Below are 17304 nucleotides of genomic sequence, written 5' to 3' on the forward strand. Positions count from 1 at the left end.
TTTCGGGTTCTGACTGCAATCCAGGAGCAGCCGGATGACCGCGAATATCGAAATCCAGAATGTCACCAAGCGCTACGGCTCGATGACCGTCCTCGACGGATTGTCACTGTCGATCAAGGCCAACGAGTTCCTGGTCTTCCTGGGGCCGTCGGGCTGCGGAAAATCGACGCTGTTGCGCATGATCGCGGGGCTAGAAAGCGTGGATGACGGCACGATCTCCATCAATGGCGAGCGCATCGACACGTTGCCGCCCGGTCAGCGCGACATCGCCATGGTGTTCCAGTCCTATGCGCTTTACCCGCATATGACGGTGGCCGACAACATGGCCTTCGGACTGCGCAACATCAACCTATCGAGCGATGTGATCTCGAAGCGAATTGCAGAAGCAGCCCGCATGCTCGAGATCGGCCACCTCCTGGAGCGCAAGCCCGGCCAGCTGTCCGGCGGCCAGCGCCAGCGCGTCGCCATTGGCCGCGCCATCGTCAAAGAACCGAAGGCGTTCCTCTTCGACGAGCCGCTGTCCAACCTCGATGCGGCGTTGCGCGTTCGCACCCGCGTCGAACTCGCCCAGCTGCGCAATCGCGTGAGATCGACGATGATCTTCGTGACGCATGACCAGATCGAGGCAATGACGCTCGCCGACCGCATTGTCGTCATGAACAATCGCAAGATCGAGCAGATCGGCACGCCGATGGAGATCTACTCGCGTCCGGCCAGCCGTTTCGTCGCCACTTTTGTCGGTTCTCCGACCATGAACTTCCTGACCGTCGCCCTGTCGGAAGAAAACGGTTTCCTGCGCGCAAAGCTTCCCGACGGCACACAACTCAAGACCGCCATCCGCGCAGCTGGGGTCAAGGGTGGCGAGTACTCTCTGGGCATTCGTGCAGAGGCCGTCAAGCTCGCCAACGGCGTTGCTGCGACGACGACGGGCAAGGTGGATGTCCTCGAGCGTCTTGGTGATCGCACCCTTCTTTATACGCGCCTCAAGGATGGCAGCGTCGTCATTGCCGAGGACATCGGCAACAGCCGCGTGGCAATCGGCGACGAGGTGGGGCTGACGCTCGACGGGACGCGCACGCATCTCTTCGATGATGCCGGTCACGCCTGGCACAATGAGGAGGCCGGTCATGGCTGAGGCCGCACTCGATCGTGCCGAGGCGACGGCTGCGGCCGCCGAACGGCGCAACATCCAGAACATCAATGCGCCGCAATGGCGCAATGCCCTCTTCGTCGCGCCCTATCTCCTCGTCTTCGTGGCCCTTCTCGTCGTGCCGCTCTTCTGGGGCATCTGGCTGAGCCTGCACAAGGCGGACGCCTTTGGCGTCGGCAAGTTCGTCGGCCTGACCAACTATATCCGCCTCTATAACGACCGCATCTTCCTGCAGGCGATCGGCAACACCTTCTATTTCGTCTTCCTGACGGTACCGGCGCTCGCGATCATCGGCCTGCTTCTGGCGCTGGCTCTGAACCGCCGCACCCGCACCGCCGCCGTGCTGCGCGCCTTCTATTTTTCCTCTTCGGTCCTGTCGGTGACGATCGTGACGTTGATCTGGCGTATCGTCTTCATCGGCAATTTCGGTTTGCTGGCGACGATCTACGGCTGGTTCGGAGCGACTGCGCCCGCTTTTCTCTCTGATCCGCGGATTGCCATGATCGGCATTGCGATCGCCACCGTCTGGTGGTGCATCGGCCTGCCGATGATGCTCTTCCTTTCGGCCCTGCAGCAGGTGCCTGGCGAGATCTACGAGGCGGCAGCTCTCGACAATGCCAGCCGCTGGCGCACGCTCTGGTACATCACGCTGCCCTCGATCAAGCGCACCTTCGTGCTCGTCGTCATCATCCAGATCGTCTTGCAGTTCCAGCTCTTCGGCCAGGCGCGGCTGATGACGAACGGTGGCCCCAACAACGTCTCCAAGCCGGTCGTCCTCTACATCTACGAGGCCGCTTTCACCAAGTGGGACCTCGGGCTCGGTGCTGCCGCTTCCGAAGTCCTGTTCATGATGATCCTGATTGCCGCCATGGCGCAGTACATCGCCACGCGGCGCAAGGGAGAAGAGGGATGAGCGGATCTGTCTCGGGCAATATCGTCGGCCGCACCTTGGGTGACCGCATCATCCTCGGCCTGGTGATCGCGCTGGCCCTCGTCATGGTGGCGCCGGTGGTCTGGGTGGTGGCGCTCTCCGTGAAGGACAACAAGGAACTCATGCTGGACATGAACTCCGTCTTCCGCGCGCCCTACACGATCAAGAACTATATCGATGTCATCGGCACCTCCTCGGTTTTCCGCTGGGTGTTAAACAGCACCATCGTTTCGGGCGGCCTGACGCTCGCGACGCTGGTCCTTTCCTCGCTTGCCGGCTATGGCTTCGCGCGGCTGAACTTTCCTTACCGCAACGTGCTTTTCGTCATCGTGCTGCTCGGCCTTGCCGTGCCGGAACAGGCCGTGCTGATTGCCCGCCAGCAGATCTTTGGCTGGCTGAAGCTCCACAACACCTATCCGGGGCTGATCCTGCCGGGGCTTTCCGCACCCTTCGGCGTCTTCCTGATGACGCAGTATTTTCGCGCCATCCCCAAGGAGCTGGACGAGGCGGCCCTGCTCGACAACGCCAGCCGCTTCAAGATCTTCTGGAAGGTGCTCTTGCCGCTCACCATTCCGGCGCAGGCAACGCTTGGCATCTTCACCTTCTTCAGCGCCTGGAATGACTATCTCTGGCCGCTGATTTCAGGCACCCGCAAGGAGATGTTTACGCTGACCGTCGGGATCGCCTCGACCCAGATGAATTTCGCGCAGTCTCAAGGTCTCGGCTTCCTGATGTCCCAGGCAGTCTTCGCCAGCGCGCCGATCCTGATCCTTTACCTGTTCTTCCAGAAATACATCGTGACGGCCGTATCCGGCACCGCCGTGCGCTAGGGCTGGCGACAGAGACCACGTTTTAAGTGCAACCGGCTCCCGAGGAGGGGGCTCACGTCAAGGGGTGGGGAACCCCAAAGAGGAGGAGTTGGAATGACGCATACTTTCAGAAAATACATGCTTGCGGCGGCCTCGGTGATTGCCCTTGCCGGCGCAAGCCCGGCCTTTGCCGCCACCGAACTGACGGTTCAGCGCTTCTTCGGCGCGTGCGATGCCGACTTCGGCACCAATACCGATGTCAGCAAGGCTGTCGGGGAATGCGGTATCATCACCTCGCTTATCAACAAGTTCAACGCGGACAATCCGGATGTGCATGTGACGGTGACGACCGTCGAATGGCCGGGTTATGACCAGCTGACGGCACAGTTCGCTGCCGGCGACCCGCCGGATATCGTTACTATCCACCAGTCGGTACTGGCTGACTATCAGTCCAAGGGCCTGCTGATGCCGCTGGACGACGTCCTGAAGTCCGTTGGCGTTGCGTCTTCCGACTTCACCGATGCCAGCTTGAACGGCGTGACCAAGGACGGCAAGATCTACGGTCTGCCGATCGACAACTGGACCATGCTGTACCACATCAACTTGGACCTTTTCAAAAAGGCCGATCTCCTCAATGCCGACGGCACGCCGAAGTTGCCGACCAGCGTTGATGAACTCATGGCTCAGGCCAAGCAGTTCAAGGAAAAGACCGGCAAGCCATACTTTGTCCAGAACCTGGCGAACGAAGTCGCGCTTTATACCCGCAATCTTTATACCTACCTGTTCCAGCAGGATTCGAACTTCTTTGCCGATCCGAAGCAGGTGAAGATCAATACGCCCGAGGCCAAGAAAGTCCTCGAGATGTACAAGGCGATCTACGACAACGGTTATACCACCAAGGATCTCGACTATGCGGCCGGCATCAACGCCTTCCTCGCAGGCGAGGGCGGCGTTCACCTGAACGGCACCTGGGTCATCGGCGACTATACGGCATCCTCCGAAAAGGCAGGTACCGCGCTGAACGCCGGCGGCTATGCCGTTTATCCCTATCCGCAGCTCTTCCCGGGCAAGAAGGCGCAATATGCCGACGGCCACAGCTGGGCAGTGTCGCAGAAGGATCGCAGCGACGAGCAGACAGCTGCCATCGGCAAGTTCCTGAAGTTCTTCCACGACAACGACTTCGACTGGTCGAGGACCGGCCACCTGCCAGCTGTCAAGGCGGTTCTGGCTTCCGATCAGTTCAAGGCTCTGCCGCATCGTGACACGATTTCGGCAATCGCCACGCTCGGCACCCCGCTGCCGTCGACCGTCCAGCGCCAGTTTGCGATCCAGGACATTATCGGCCAGGAAATGAGTGCTGCGATCACCGGTCAGAAGGAGATCGATGCAGCGCTCACCGATATGGAACAACGCATCAACGAGTTGCTCGCCAACATCTGAGGCTTATTCTCCCAAGCCAAGAGAGCAAATGCCCGCCGCGCTCCGCGGCGGGCATTTGCAGTTGAAGGGGGCTGGTTGGAGATATGCCGGTCTCAGCGCCGTTTGTCCCCGTCAAAGAAAAGCAGCAGGAAAAGCCCGCAAAGCCCTGCTGCAGCACCGATGATTGCCGTACCGGAATAGCCGCTGACGCCAGTGCCGATCGCAAAGAGAAGGGCGCTCAGCCCCGCGCTGACAAAGATGTTGACGGATATCAGCGCACTGCCAAGGCCCGGCCGCTCGGCGATCAGATCCTGCAGGTAGGTGATCGGAATGCTGATGAGTGCTGCCGCGCCGACACCACTGATGAGGGTCAAGGCGTAAACATGCCATGGCGCAGAGGCAAAGCCGAGCAACAGAAGGTACACGACATAGATGATCGTGCCGATCGCCAGCGCCGTAACGTGGCTCATGATCCGTTGGGCACGGCCCCAGACGACGATGAAGACCACCTCGAGCAGGGCAACGATGCCAACCAGGATCCCGATATCGCCGACCGTCCCGTGTGCGGGGCCCGTAACGATCAGTGGCAGGATGGCACCGTTCACGTGAAGGGTGCTGCTGATTAGCGCCACCGCGATCACGCGGACGAAGACGCGAGGTGAGATGACTTCTGCGAGTGCAGCAAGATAGGAAAGATGATGCGTGGCTGCATTGTCGGTTCCGCTCTGGCGTGGCAGGAACGCGGCGATCAGGCAAAGGCACACCAGGCAGGCAAGGCTTGCGAAGAGATAGGCGGGCAGCATGCTTGTTGACCGCGACAGGAGTATACCGACAAGCCCTGGGACCAGCACCCAGGAGAGTGAGATCATCGCTCTCACGCCCGAGTTTACCGTCGCCACGTCACCGCGTGGCATCCCGTTGGTGGTGGCGCGCACATTGGCAAAGAGTAGGGAATTGAGCGCGTTGTAGATTGGCAGGAGCAACAGCGCACTGAGGACAAAGGTTGCCTGTGCCGGAAAGACGTAGACCGCGCCATAGCCGAAGATGCCGAACACGGCGACCGACAGCATCAGCCTGCGGAACTCACCAAGTCTGTCCGCAAGATTGCCGAGCAGGATGCTGACGGTGACATTGACGGCTGCTGCAGCAAAGATCAGCGCCGAGTAGAGGCCATTGCTCAGGCCAAGCTCGCGAATCGCGATGACCGCTTGATATGGCGAGGTCGCCGCGCCGGCAAAGCCAAAGGCGAAGATCGCAAGCATGCTGACCCGAACTGTCGGGTTGCGGAATACATCAGGCAGAAAACGGGTCATGATGGGTCGAGGGAAGGAAATCAACCGGCGATGCGGATCGAGACGCCTTAACAGGTTCGACGCGAGGCCGAAACCTGCCAGGAAAAAAATCAGTCTTTCCACCGCGCCGAAAGGCGTGCCTGCGGCGTATAGGCAAAGTCGCGGTCAAAGGGAAAGACCGGCCGGATGCGTCGTTTGCTCACCAGAGCTTCGATGTCCTGGTTCACCACCCCCTCAGTCAGCGCCATCAGGTTTGGGTTGGCGATCGGCGCAAGTTCCGGAGAAAGGTAGCCCGACTTCACCACCAGCATGCGCACTGACTTTGGATCGAGCCCAAGGCGCGTGAAATCGGCGATGTTGTGATAGGGCCGTCGGCGGCCAGCAAGCACGACCGTAATCCCTCCGGTCCGCACCACCGCCTGACGCTCGTCAAAGGCGCCGGGATCATCGAGGAAGACAACCTCTGCTTCCACGTGGACAGGCGAGCTCGACGGGTCAAGCGTCGCACCGATATCGAGCCCGATCCTTGCGCTCTTGCCGGCGGCAAAGCACGCCTCGACAGCCGGCCGATCCGTAATGCCGGCAAGCAGCGCCCCGTCAAACCGCCGCTCCAGCAAAGCCTTGAGCACATCAGCGCGATCCCCGACACCGCCCCCTGTCGGATTGTCGGCTGAATCCGCAAGGATCACAGGCGCTGTAGAGGCTTCCTCCGCCAATTCAAGCATCTGTTCGAGCGGCCCGGTCACCGGCCCAAAAACAAAGTTTTCCCGCGCATTCCAATAGGATGCGGCGATCTCTTCAGCTGCCCGTGCCGCCGCCTGTCTGTCGGTCGCTGTGACAACCGCGCAGGCGCTCGCCCGCGGTTCGTCCGCCCAGACATAGCCGATCATCAGATTTGCATCGAGAATGCCGGCGCGCCGGTCGATGTCGGGCAGAGCCATGTAAAGGCTTCTTGCAGGCTCGTCCTCGGTCGAGGTTCGCTCGCCCGGCCAGAGCACCGGCACCGGAGCCCAGGCTACACCGGGTCGTCTGCCGGATCTCAAGGCGTCCACAAGCATCGACCAGGCACGTATCATTGTGTCCCTGACGTCGATGTGCGGTGCAGTGCGATAGGCCGCGAATATGTCGAGTTGGTCGACAATCTTGTGACCGACATTGCCATGCAAATCATAGCTTGCAGCGACCACGCAGTCCGGACCGACGACGGAGCGGGCCGCCGCGATCCAGTCGCCTTCGGCGTCCTCCATGCCCTCGACATTCATGGCGCCATGCATTGCAAGGTAAAGCCCGTCGACCGGCAGGACAGCCTTCAATCGATCAAGAAACTCCGCCTTGAACGCCTCATATGCAACAGCCGAAACCGGACCGCCGGGCACGGCGCGTGCGTGAAGTAGCGGGAGATGTTCAACCCCTTCCGCATCGAGAAAACTGAAATAGTCGGAAGCAAGGAGATCGGCTGCGCGCAGGACGCGAAAATCGTCGACCGCCATCAGCACCGGCGAATAGGTGCTGCATTCCGTATGAATTCCGCCAACCGCAATCCGCATCGCCGGCCTCACAGTTTTGGGCTAAGGGGAACGATCGCGGCGAAACGATGCCAGTCCTTCATCGCCCGCGGCGTCCACGCCGCCTCGGCAATTGCCGGCAACCGTGGGAAGACCAGCCGGTTGAAATAGCCGCGCGACAGAAAGTGCTCCGACCAGATACAGGCCTGAACGCCCTTCATCCTGTCCTTCAGTTCCTCCGGAAATTCACCTTCTGCCTCGTAGGCATAGGTGTGGGCCGGCGGCACTGTCCCGGCCCAGCTTGCGCCGGGCTCCTGAAAGGCCTCCGCCTGCACCATGTCGAGATAGTAGGCCTGGCCAGGGGTCATGACGACCTCGTAGCCTTGCTTGGCGAGATCGATCCCGACCTGCGGGTTCTCCCAAGCCATCAGCAACGTGTCTGCGGCGGCGACACCGCCGCCATGAGCCACTTCGTTCCAACCGGCCAACTTGCGACCACGCGCGCTCAGCATGTCCTTCACGCGCTTGAGGAAATAGGACTGCAGCGCAAACGTTCCTGAAATCCCTTCCTTCTCCATCAGCGCCTTGGCAAGCGGGGAGGCAAGCCACGAGCCGTTCGCCACCTCGTCACCACCGATGTGGAGATAGGAGGAGGGAAACAGCTCGACCATCTCGTCGAGCACGTTCTCGAGGAATTCGTAGGTCCCGGGCACGGCTGGATTGAGCGCGTTGTTCGGATAGCCCTGCACGGAGTGATAGCTGTCCGGCGCCTCCTGTCCGTCGGACAGATCGGGCAGCGCCGTCAAGGTGGCCGTGCTGTGGCCCGGAATATCGATTTCGGGGATGATCTCGACGCTCAAGCTTGCAGCGTGAGCGACAATGTCGCGAACGTCCTCCTGGGAATAAAAGCCGCCAACCGGTTCGGCACTGTTGCCGAGTTGAGGCAGGAGCGGCTCATCCGGCCCCCGCAAGACGCCCGTCGTCGTCAGTTCCGGATAGGCCTTGATCTCAAGCCGCCATGCCTCATCGTCAGTCAGATGCCAATGGAAGATGTTGACCTTCAACCAGGCAAGGATGTCGATCAGGCGTTTGATATCAGCGACCGGATAGAACTGCCGCGAAACGTCGAGATGGCACCCCCGCCAACCGTATCGCGGCTTGTCAGAAATTGTCCCGGAGACGGGAAAGCGGAACGTCTGTGGATGGCTGCGGGCGCCATGCAGGAGTTGCGAAAGCGAAGTCAGCCCGTATTGACGTCCGGCAGCATCGGCAAAGGATAGCGTGATCGTCGCGGGCGAGAAGGCAAGCTTGTAGCCTTCCGGAGCTATCGTCGGATCAACCGAAAACTGCAGGGCCTGGCCCTGCGGCGAGGCCACGAGATTGAAAGGTGCGTGGTCGCTCTCAAAGAGGCGCCGGCAGAGCGAAAGGACAGTTGAGACGGCGCGCACGTCGTCAGCCGAGGATCCTTCTGCGGGATAGAGAACGACAGGAAAGCTATCGCCGGGCCTGGCGTCGATTTCTGCTGGCCATGGCTGCAACGAGAATGGAAGCGTGAGCCTGCCTTCCGGGAGAAGCATCGGCGGCGGTTCATTGACGCGACCTTCAAGCAGCAGATCGGACACTCCAACCGTGACATGCTTGCCATCAGCCAGCGTCACATAGGCGGACTTGGCGCCATCGGTGCAGTGGCGCGCGGGCCTATGCAGGCCACTGACGGTGAAAGTCCAGCTCTTGCCCGGTTCGAGGACGAAGTCGGTTGGCGGTGCAAACTCGTGAAAATTGGCATTGCGGCGCACAAAGGTGGCATTTTCGCAGGCCTTGGCATCGATGACACGCGTCAGCGAGGTGTAGACCAGCGTGAAGCCGGAAAGCGCAACATCGGAAAGATTGAAAAGGGAAAAGGTAAAGCGGCCGTTCGGGCCACCATCCGGCTGCCACGAACTTTCCAGGCGGTAGGGCGCCAAAGTCATATCTGTTCCTCTCTTGCTATGTCTTTCAGTAGTGCTCGGATTGCGAAAAGGTACGGGCAAGTTCCGCCTGACCGGCGGTCAGGCCGCAGTCCACCGGCAGGCAGACGCCGGTGATGGCGGCGGCCTGCGGGCCAGCCAGAAATGCAACGGCATTGGCGACATCCCGGGGATCGACAACCCGCTGTAGCGGGTACCAGCGGCGCGCTTCCTCAAAGACATTAGGATTGGCGGCAGCACGCGCCTCCCAGGCCTGCGTACGCACGGTGCCGGGCGCAACCGAATTCGAACGGATCCCGAGCTTTCCATATTCCACCGCAATCAGTTTGGTCAGATGCAGCAGTCCGGCTTTCGCTGCGCTGTAGGCAGGATGGCCGAAGACGTTCATGCCGTTGACGGATGCAATGTTGACAACGAGCCCTTCGTCGCTTCGAGCTGTCCCTCGACGGCGCGGAAGCAGAGGAACGCCGCCTCGAGATTGAGGGCATTGTCCATCCGCCAGATCTCGGCCGTGGTATCGTGCAGGCTGACGGCGCGCGCAGCACCGGCATTGTTGACCAGCGTCCTGACGGCACCGAGCGTCGCGGCACGCTTCGCCATCTCGGCAACACTTGCCTCGTTCGTTACATCACAGCCACACGCGATGAAGCGTTCGGCCGCGCCCAGCGTGCGGGCGGCCCTCTCGGCGGCGGCAAAGTCGATGTCGACCATCAGGATGGTATCGTGATCCTCGGCAAGCCGCTCGGCAATCGCACGGCCTATGTCACCCGCAGCACCGGTCACGATTGCTACCGTCTTTGTCATTCTCTACCCCTCTTTGGCATGGAATGGTCAGTCCCCGAGCAGTTGCCGGTCATCGCCATCGCGGTGGGCAACGAGCTGCTGCTTGATGCGGCGCAGCGCCACTGCCGCCTTTGGCTGGATGGCATAGGCGACGAGGCTGGCGAGAATATCGACCGCCGCCAGATAGGCGATGCGCGTGGAGGTGGGCCGGAAGATATTGTTGCCCTCTTGCAAATCGATCGGCACGACGATTTCGGCTGCTTGCGCGACCGGGCTATTGCTCTGGGTGAGCGCGATCGTCGTCACCTTCGACTCGCGCGCAAGAGCGAAGGCACGCACGAGCTCGGTGTTGCGCCCGGTGAAGGACGAGCCGATCAGCACGTCGGTCTGCTTGGCGGCGGCGGCCATCATCAATTGCATGCCGTGATCGGAGCTTGCGGTGACATGCAGGCCGAAGCGAAACAGGCGGTTTTGCAATTCACTGGCAATCATTGATGAATTGCCACCAGAGCCGAAGGCATAAATCATGTCGGCGCGTGCAAGCCGCCCGGCGGCAAGCTCGATGGCAGCAAGATCAAGTGAACGATGAAGCAGGAAGAGAGCGTTCTGGGCCTTTGTTATGATATCTTGCGCGACATCGCCCGGATTGGTGCTTTTCGGCTCAGGTTTCAGGTACCGCATCCCGACATAGGCTGTTCGGGCAAGCTGGACCTTGAAATCGGAGAAGCTCTCGCAGCCAAGCCGCCGGCAGAAACGCGTGACCGTCGGCGGCGATACGTCAGCCTTTTCGGCAAGCTCGATGATCGAGGCGTTCACCGCGAACTCGAAGTCATTGAGAAGGATATCCGCGATACGGTTTTCCGAGGGCGAAAGCCGGGGCTTCTCTTCCTGCAATGTAGAGAAAATGTCCAACCGAGCTCTCCCGTCGTTTGCGCTATTGATCCTTCGGCTTATACGCTACGCAGTCGATTTCAACCTTGCAGTCGACCATCATCGATGACTGGACGCAGGCGCGCGCCGGCGGGTGGTCGCCGAAATATTGCTGATAGATGGCGTTGAAGGTCCAAAAGTCGCGAGGGTCGTCGAGCCAGACGCCGCACCGCACCACATGCTCGACGCCGTAGCCGGCTTCGTTGAGAATCGCGATCACGTTCTCGATCGTCTTGTGCGTCTGCGCGACGATGTTTCCATCAATGATCTCGCCATTGTCCATGGCAACCTGGCCGGAAACATAGAGCCATCCGTCTGCTTCGACGGCGCGGGCAAAGGGGAGGGGCTTGCCGCCGGCACCTTTTTGAACCGTGCCATAACGCTTGATGGACATTGGTCGATCCTTGCAAATTATTTTCGTATTAAGTTGACAAGTCACCATAGAAAGCGGAATTTGACCAGCGAAAAACAGCATTCATGAAAAGAATTTCAATGCGGGGGGAGATAATGCGCGATCCTTTCAAAAATCCGTTTCCTGCTTCGGACGCTGCCCGCCACTCGATCTGGGAGATGCTGGTAGCGCGCGATATCGACGCATTCCTGGCTGCCGACTGGTCGATGGTCGAGCATGATTTCGTCGAGGAAGGCTTCCTCGGCATCGACGGACGCAAGCAAGTCAGCCCCGACAAGTGGCGCCTGGCGTTTCCGACTTTGTCGGCCTACCGTGACGAGTGGCTGCGTCAGGCACGAGACTTTGCAACACAATCCTTCTCTGAGGACACCCGTAGCGCCATCTTCACGACCACCACGCTTGAGGACATCGAGATCGAAGGTGAAATGGCGCTGGTGCGCAAGAAGTTCGATGGCGGCCTTACCAAGGCCGATGGTACGCGTGATGTGATGCAGTGGCAGACGCTCTATTATTGCCGCCTGCATGAAGGCCGCTGGAAGATATGCGGCTTCACCGGCTACCTGCCGAACCCGATGGGCTGATCAACACAAAGGCAAACCCTTGCGCATTTTTACGGCGGCGCTCGCAACCGAGACCAATACGTTTTCCCCGATCTGCGTCGATCGGCGGGCGTTCGAGGCGTCCCTTTATGCGCCTCCAGGGCAGCACCCGGAAACCCCGACCCTCTGCACGGCGCCAATCACCGTAGGGCGGCGTGTTTGCGCCGAGAAGGGATGGGAGCTGATCGAGGGTACGGCGGCGTGGGCTGACCCGGCCGGGCTGGTAAACCGCTCGACCTATGAGGGGCTTCGCGATGAGGTGCTGACCCAGCTTGAGGCCGCGATGCCGGTCGACGCCGTTATCCTCGGCCTGCACGGCGCCATGGTCGCAGCCGGCTACGAGGATACTGAGGGCGACATATTGGCGCGTGTACGCGCGATTGTCGGGCCTGATGTCCTTGTCTGCGCCGAACTCGATCCGCACAGTCATCTTACAGCCAAAAGGCTGCAGGCCGCCGACTTCTTTGTCTACTTCAAGGAGTTCCCGCACACCGATTTCGTCGATCGCGCGGAGGATTTATGGCGCATTGCCAGCCAAACGCTGGAGGGTCGATCAAAACCCGTCATGTCCGTCTTCGACTGCCGGATGATCGATGTCTTTCCCACCTCGCGCGATCCAATGCGCTCCTTTGTCGACAAGATCATGCGGCTTGAGAAGGAGGACGCTGATATCCTCTCGATCTCGGTCATTCACGGCTTCATGGCAGGCGACGTGCCGGAAATGGGTACGAAGCTGCTTGTCGTCACCGACGACAAACCGGAGAAGGGTGAAGCCCTGGCGCGTGAACTCGGCCTCGAGCTGTTTTCGAAGCGTGGTACCTTCATCATGCCGCAGATCGACGAGATTGAGGCCGTAACGCAGGCAGTGGCAGCAACGTCCTGGCCGGTCGTCGTCGCCGACGTCTGGGACAATCCGGGCGGCGGCACTGCCGGCGATGCCACCGTCCTGTTGCAGGAACTCCTCGCAAGGGATGTGAGAGATGTTGCGATCGGCACGATCTGGGACCCGATGGCGGTGCAGATCTGCATGGCGGCGGGAGAGGGGGCCGAAATTCCCCTGCGCTTTGGTGCCAAGTCCGCACCCGGCACCGGCAACCCGGTCGATGGCGTCGTCAAGGTCGTGAAGCTCGTCACGAATGCTGAGATGCGTTTCGGCGAGAGCTTTGCGCCATTCGGCGATGCAGCGCACATCGTACTCGACGGCATCGATATCATTCTGAATTCGACCCGCGCCCAGAGCTTCGACCCAAGCCTTTTCTCGGTCATGGGCATCGATCCGATGTCCAGGAAGATCCTGGTGATCAAATCGACCAATCATTTCTACGCATCCTTCTCCAAAATCGCTGCGGAGATCATTTACTGCTCTGCCGGAACGCCTTATCCCAACAATCCGGCCAAGACACCCTATCGTCGGGCGCCGAAGAACATCTGGCCGATGGTCGAAGATCCCCACGGCCGCTAGCGCGGAGAGCCGTCACATGCAGCAAAATTCGTTTGCCGTCGTCGCCAAGCCGGGCGACAGGGTCGCCGACCTTTCAACGCCGCGGCCGATCATCGATGAGGAGCGACTGGCGGCAAATATTGCCCGCACACAGGCCTACATGGACAGGCACGGCCTGAACTTCCGTCCGCACATCAAGACGCACAAGATCCCCGCGCTTGCCACCGAGCAGATCGCGGCAGGTGCCAAGGGCATCAATTGTCAGAAGATCAGCGAGGCGGAAGTGTTCGCCGCGGCCGGCTTCGAAGACATCCTGATCACCTTCAATATCCTTGGCGCGCAAAAGCTCGAGCGCCTTGTCGCGCTCAACGACAGGATCTCGGCTCTGAAGGTCGTTGCCGATAGCGCCGTGACGGTCGACGGCCTGTCCTCTACCTTTCAATCTCGCAAGCCGCTGACCGTTCTTGTCGAATGCGACACTGGTGGCGGGCGCTGCGGTGTCCAGACGCCCGAAGAAGCGACGAACCTTGCCAAGCGCATTCACGACGCGCCGGGGCTTTCCTTCGGCGGCCTCCTCAACTACCCGAAGCCCGCTTCCGCCGAGGCTGTGCAAGCGTTCCTCGGCAAAGCACTGCTGCTCTTGAACGCTGACGGCATTGCCTGTCCAATTGTCAGCAACGGCGGCACGCCAAGCCTGTTTGAGGCGCATCTCGTGAGCGCTGCGACCGAGCACCGCGCTGGCACCTATATCTACAACGATCGCTCCATGGTCCGTGCCGGCCACTGCAGCGAGGCCGACTGCGCCATGCATGTACTGGCAACCGTCGTGTCGCGCCCGACCGCAGATCGCGCCGTCATTGACGCCGGATCGAAGGCCCTGACGTCCGATCTGCTCGGCTTCTCCGACTTCGGAACAGTCGTCGGCTATCCCGAGGCGGTGATTGCTGGTCTCTCCGAGGAGCATGGCGTCATCGACCTTTCAAAATGCGGCGACAAGCGTCCTGAGATCGGCGAGAAGATCCGCATCATTCCGAACCATACCTGCGTTGTTTCCAATCTCTTCGACACGATGGTGTTTCATCGTGACGGCGTGGTGACGCGCGTCGAAAACGTGGCTGCGCGCGGTCTTGTCTGGTAGAGCCCTTGGGTGCTTTCCCAATCAGCCTCGGTCGTGTGGAGGTTGCGCGCTGGCAACCTCTTTGGTGCGCGCTGACAACTGAGCGCGCGACCTTCAATCCGACGGCGAAAGCTGAATTAATCGCTTTGCGCCTTTGCGTGTCAGATCCTCGGCGCAACGGCGCCAGCGTCCGGCGGTATCCTGCTGCCAAAAAGCTCTATGAAAGATAAAGATGTATGAGGGCTAGGGCCGGGGCGAGGAGGCGGCTTGCAGAGCGCATGGGTTACATCCAAGGCATGGCAAATAGCATGGCTTTTTCGACGGCGAGTTTGCCGATTGCACGCCAAAATCACGGTCGGCAGAACTCTTGAGAGATAGCCTGCATCTCCTTCGAGGGTGTCCCGTAGATTACAAGCTTCACATCTAGGTCGAACGTCTTCATCAAATAAAGGGCTCGGCGTATGGCGGCCTGGATCCAACTGCTGGGATTGCCGAAGGCGCCGCCGCCGAGAAGCGTCAGGAAAACGACGTTCGAAACGCCGCGTTGCGCGTTCAAAACCGCAGCCCACATGGTGGCCTCATATGCAGCCTCCAGGACTAGCGATCCGAACAACTCCCAAAAAGGCGGGGCTACGCGACTATAGGCAACGGGGAGCGCCGAACAGAGCGCCTGTGAGACTTGCGGCCGTTTCGGCCCCTCCACTTCGGTGGCTTCCACATCTCTGTGTAACCCAATGCGAAGCTTCCCACGCAGAATGTCGATCTCGTCCGGAGCAAGCGATTTAAGATGCCGCGTGATTGCAGCAAGCCCCGCCTTGTTGCACAGCGCGTAACCGTTTTTCATCTTCCAAAGATCGCTGACAGGCAGTTTAGTCCTATTGCTCAATGCTGCGCCAAGGTCTGCGAGCCCGTCGAGCTGCCTCGTGGCGGTCTGGCCCTCGCAACCCTCGATAGGAACGAAATAGTTTCGGTAAATGGTCGCTGAGCCCGCCGCAATGGCGCAAGCTGGCCCTTGAGTATGGTCGCTTTGATATCGGGTAATGCCCTGTTCCGGGGTCACTTCTGGCGACGCCATCTCGAGGAGATTGAACTGTGATGCCACTTGGAACAATGCGCCGGCATTTTCGAAGGACCGGTGCATGCTCCGTATGTCACCGGTCACCACATTCGTTCGGATCCGACCCGGCAAACCGCCCCCAGATTTTGCCTTCTCGCGGAGCTCCTCAAGGGAAATCAGTTCAAGGTCGCCAGTCGCATAACTCGCGCTATTGACCCGGGAGTGCAGTCTCCCGTCAACGATCTTGAGCCGTGCACGGGTTTCTTCGTAGCCGGTCTCCCTGAATCCCGTGAGCTTTTCGAACCAGTCAGTCATACGTTCTATCCCTTGCCACATCCTGACGCGAATACCCAGGCCGCACGTACCTCTCGCGGGCTCAGCTTGAAATCGTTGGATTGAAATGTTCTTTGAGCTTTTCGCGGTCTTGCCGACTAACGCGCGCACCGCTCAGGTGGACGATACCCGATGTGGGGATACCCCCGAATTCTCCCTTCACAACAAGGCGATTGCAGCGCTGGCCTAGCAAGGCGGTTTCGCCGTTTGTGTTTGTTAGCTGCTTGAAGGTTCGCAGGCCAATCACGACCAAGTGCTGGGGCTCCAATACTTCAACAATCCTCTGCACTCGTTCGAGACTAAATTGCTCCAGTTCGCGCCTTAGCGCCGACGGGATAGAATCCCATGCTTTCATATTGGGAGCGCGGAAAAAGACCATGTTAAGCCCGGTATGCTCCACCGTTTCGATCCCGAATACGGCTCGAAGATGGTTCGCCAAGGGTGACGACGCGTTTGCGTGCCATGATAGATCGGGCCACCCGTCATGCTGACCTTCATCGCTTTCGTTTTGCCGCCCGCCGGGCTGAAAACCCAGGAACATGTACGGCGCACGCACCATCGGCGGACCATAGAGAATTCGGAAGCCCAACGCTGCCGATCCGAGAGCCGGCTTGAGTTTGTCGTAACAGGAGCGGGTTTCTTCATAAATCTTTCGACAGACGATCTCGGCATCCGACATATTGCTCGCCGTTCTTGGCGAGGGTCGCAAACCGTCGTTAACGTCGCGCTCCACCATGCCCTTGGCTCCGGCCGCGTATTCGAGATCTATCTTTCCGACATGGCTGTAAAGGCTTTTCATGTGATCTCCGTTCGTTGACTAGACGCCTTGGCCCGCCGACCTTGCCGTACTCGGCACCACGTGTTCGGATTTTGAAGAGCTACGTCGTTGTAATTGGAACTGACACGAGCTCTACATCTCGATCCTCCCTTCATCAGAAGGCGGCGACAATCGTGGTCGAAATCGGCAGACTGCGGCCAAGGGATAAGTGGGATGCCTTGCACGCAGCGACTTGCTCGCTGACGCCAATTGTTAGTGGTCAGGTGCCAAAAAGAGCTCGGTATCCTGACGAATGCCCAACCTCGGTCGAGGCACGCTTTCGGTTGGCTGAAATTGACAAGCCCCCCGCAACATGACCTGTGATGTCGGACCCCGCGCCTTCCTTTGGTGTAGGACACTTGACCTTACGCGATTGAAAAGCATCTTCTTTTGTGTGGGCGTTAGGCACGCGGGAGGTCACGTCGATGAAAGTTTCGGTTGCATTGGGAATGGCAGCAAGTCTGTTGGCAATATCGGCGGCCGAGCCGCCCTGGCAATGGCAGAACTTTCACGGCGTACGGATGGATTCCGATCCCGTGCGGCTTTCGCAGTTTGACAAGGTCTATCGCTATTGCTTGCCCGAAGCCAACTATCGCGGTTCACCCTATCCGACAAATGCCTGGCACGTTACAGCGCTGAGAAGCTGCATGTACCGATTCGGGATCGTGGACCGGGGGGCTTATTCCTATCCGGCCAACAGGCTCTTCTATCCCCTTTATTGAGGTGGAGCGCCCGCACGGGG

General features: G+C 59.8%; 15 protein-coding genes and 1 pseudogene. 8 read left to right on the forward strand and 8 right to left on the reverse strand.

What is annotated here, in order from left to right; all coding sequences use genetic code 11:
- Positions 1-34 precede the first annotated feature (34 nt).
- From ugpC to AF71_RS23675, 4 genes are all read left to right on the forward strand, one after another.
- Positions 35-1135: a sn-glycerol-3-phosphate ABC transporter ATP-binding protein UgpC gene (gene ugpC, locus AF71_RS23660; RefSeq protein WP_169683414.1), complete on the forward strand. Its 1101-nt coding sequence runs from the start codon at positions 35-37 to the stop codon at positions 1133-1135.
- Positions 1128-2063, forward strand: coding sequence for a sugar ABC transporter permease (locus AF71_RS23665; protein ID WP_169683416.1), 936 nt, complete (start codon positions 1128-1130; stop codon positions 2061-2063). The genes ugpC and AF71_RS23665 overlap by 8 nt, the downstream gene beginning before the upstream one ends.
- Positions 2060-2911, forward strand: coding sequence for a carbohydrate ABC transporter permease (locus AF71_RS23670; protein ID WP_025661268.1), 852 nt, complete (start codon positions 2060-2062; stop codon positions 2909-2911). Before AF71_RS23665 ends, AF71_RS23670 begins: the two co-directional genes overlap by 4 nt.
- A gap of 93 nt (positions 2912-3004) precedes the next feature.
- Positions 3005-4330, forward strand: a complete 1326-nt coding sequence (locus AF71_RS23675) for an extracellular solute-binding protein (protein WP_062376168.1) — start codon at positions 3005-3007, stop codon at positions 4328-4330.
- A gap of 92 nt (positions 4331-4422) precedes the next feature.
- On the opposite strand, the gene AF71_RS23680 is transcribed toward AF71_RS23675, so the two are convergent.
- The 6 genes and pseudogenes from AF71_RS23680 to AF71_RS23705 form a co-directional block, all read right to left on the reverse strand.
- The gene (locus AF71_RS23680; RefSeq protein ID WP_169683418.1) at positions 4423-5622 is read right to left on the reverse strand and encodes an MFS transporter; all 1200 of its coding nucleotides are present in this window, start codon (positions 5620-5622) and stop codon (positions 4423-4425) included.
- 89 nt (positions 5623-5711) lie between these two features.
- On the reverse strand, positions 5712-7148 hold the full coding sequence (locus AF71_RS23685; RefSeq protein ID WP_169683420.1) for a M81 family metallopeptidase: 1437 nt from the start codon (positions 7146-7148) through the stop codon (positions 5712-5714).
- A gap of 8 nt (positions 7149-7156) precedes the next feature.
- Positions 7157-9076, reverse strand: a complete 1920-nt coding sequence (locus AF71_RS23690; protein ID WP_169683423.1) for a beta-N-acetylhexosaminidase — start codon at positions 9074-9076, stop codon at positions 7157-7159.
- A gap of 25 nt (positions 9077-9101) precedes the next feature.
- Positions 9102-9877: pseudogene (locus AF71_RS23695) on the reverse strand (SDR family oxidoreductase).
- Between the two features lie 27 nt (positions 9878-9904).
- Positions 9905-10768, reverse strand: coding sequence for a MurR/RpiR family transcriptional regulator (locus tag AF71_RS23700; RefSeq protein WP_169683425.1), 864 nt, complete (start codon positions 10766-10768; stop codon positions 9905-9907).
- A 22-nt stretch (positions 10769-10790) separates the two neighbouring features.
- Complete coding sequence (locus AF71_RS23705; RefSeq protein WP_169683428.1) at positions 10791-11180, reverse strand: RidA family protein; 390 nt, start codon at positions 11178-11180, stop codon at positions 10791-10793.
- A gap of 113 nt (positions 11181-11293) precedes the next feature.
- On the opposite strand from AF71_RS23705, the gene AF71_RS23710 reads away from it, so the two are divergent.
- Genes AF71_RS23710 through AF71_RS23720 form a run of 3 tightly spaced genes read left to right on the forward strand, consistent with a single transcriptional unit; the run spans position 11294 to position 14376 of the window.
- Positions 11294-11779 carry a hypothetical protein gene (locus tag AF71_RS23710; RefSeq protein ID WP_062376155.1) on the forward strand — a complete coding sequence of 162 codons (486 nt, stop codon included), beginning with the start codon at positions 11294-11296 and terminating at the stop codon, positions 11777-11779.
- Between the two features lie 19 nt (positions 11780-11798).
- On the forward strand, positions 11799-13259 hold the full coding sequence (locus AF71_RS23715; protein ID WP_169683430.1) for a M81 family metallopeptidase: 1461 nt from the start codon (positions 11799-11801) through the stop codon (positions 13257-13259).
- A gap of 16 nt (positions 13260-13275) precedes the next feature.
- Positions 13276-14376 (forward strand): D-TA family PLP-dependent enzyme, encoded by a 1101-nt coding sequence (locus AF71_RS23720; protein WP_169683432.1) that lies wholly within the window; start codon positions 13276-13278, stop codon positions 14374-14376.
- A 328-nt stretch (positions 14377-14704) separates the two neighbouring features.
- Here the strand turns inward: AF71_RS23720 and AF71_RS23725 are convergent, their stop codons facing one another.
- Entirely contained in the window at positions 14705-15727 is a 1023-nt protein-coding gene (locus tag AF71_RS23725; protein ID WP_169683434.1) for a hypothetical protein, read from the reverse strand.
- Positions 15728-15788: 61 nt separating this feature from the next.
- A complete protein-coding gene (locus AF71_RS23730) occupies positions 15789-16544 on the reverse strand; it encodes a hypothetical protein (protein WP_169683436.1) in 756 nt (251 codons plus the stop codon).
- A 443-nt stretch (positions 16545-16987) separates the two neighbouring features.
- Here AF71_RS23730 and AF71_RS23735 point away from each other — a divergent pair, with 443 nt between their 5' ends.
- Positions 16988-17284 (forward strand): hypothetical protein, encoded by a 297-nt coding sequence (locus AF71_RS23735; RefSeq protein ID WP_169683438.1) that lies wholly within the window; start codon positions 16988-16990, stop codon positions 17282-17284.
- Positions 17285-17304: the final 20 nt, after the last annotated feature.

The sequence above is a fragment of the Rhizobium sp. 57MFTsu3.2 genome (assembly GCF_012932765.1).
Taxonomy (GTDB): Bacteria; Pseudomonadota; Alphaproteobacteria; order Rhizobiales; family Rhizobiaceae; genus Rhizobium; species Rhizobium altiplani.

Bases quoted from the DNA above. Each gene is read 5' to 3' on its own strand.
- AF71_RS23665 (WP_169683416.1), top strand. From the start codon at position 1,128: ATGGCTGAGGCCGCACTCGATCGTGCCGAGGCGACGGCTGCGGCCGCC.
- AF71_RS23675 (WP_062376168.1), top strand. From the start codon at position 3,005: ATGACGCATACTTTCAGAAAATACATGCTTGCGGCGGCCTCGGTGATT.
- AF71_RS23710 (WP_062376155.1), top strand. From the start codon at position 11,294: ATGCGCGATCCTTTCAAAAATCCGTTTCCTGCTTCGGACGCTGCCCGC.
- AF71_RS23705 (WP_169683428.1), bottom strand. From the start codon at position 11,180: ATGTCCATCAAGCGTTATGGCACGGTTCAAAAAGGTGCCGGCGGCAAG.
- AF71_RS23685 (WP_169683420.1), bottom strand. From the start codon at position 7,148: ATGCGGATTGCGGTTGGCGGAATTCATACGGAATGCAGCACCTATTCG.
- ugpC (WP_169683414.1), top strand. From the start codon at position 35: ATGACCGCGAATATCGAAATCCAGAATGTCACCAAGCGCTACGGCTCG.
- AF71_RS23720 (WP_169683432.1), top strand. From the start codon at position 13,276: ATGCAGCAAAATTCGTTTGCCGTCGTCGCCAAGCCGGGCGACAGGGTC.
- AF71_RS23680 (WP_169683418.1), bottom strand. From the start codon at position 5,622: ATGACCCGTTTTCTGCCTGATGTATTCCGCAACCCGACAGTTCGGGTC.
- AF71_RS23670 (WP_025661268.1), top strand. From the start codon at position 2,060: ATGAGCGGATCTGTCTCGGGCAATATCGTCGGCCGCACCTTGGGTGAC.
- AF71_RS23730 (WP_169683436.1), bottom strand. From the start codon at position 16,544: ATGAAAAGCCTTTACAGCCATGTCGGAAAGATAGATCTCGAATACGCG.
- AF71_RS23735 (WP_169683438.1), top strand. From the start codon at position 16,988: ATGAAAGTTTCGGTTGCATTGGGAATGGCAGCAAGTCTGTTGGCAATA.
- AF71_RS23725 (WP_169683434.1), bottom strand. From the start codon at position 15,727: ATGACTGACTGGTTCGAAAAGCTCACGGGATTCAGGGAGACCGGCTAC.
- AF71_RS23690 (WP_169683423.1), bottom strand. From the start codon at position 9,076: ATGACTTTGGCGCCCTACCGCCTGGAAAGTTCGTGGCAGCCGGATGGT.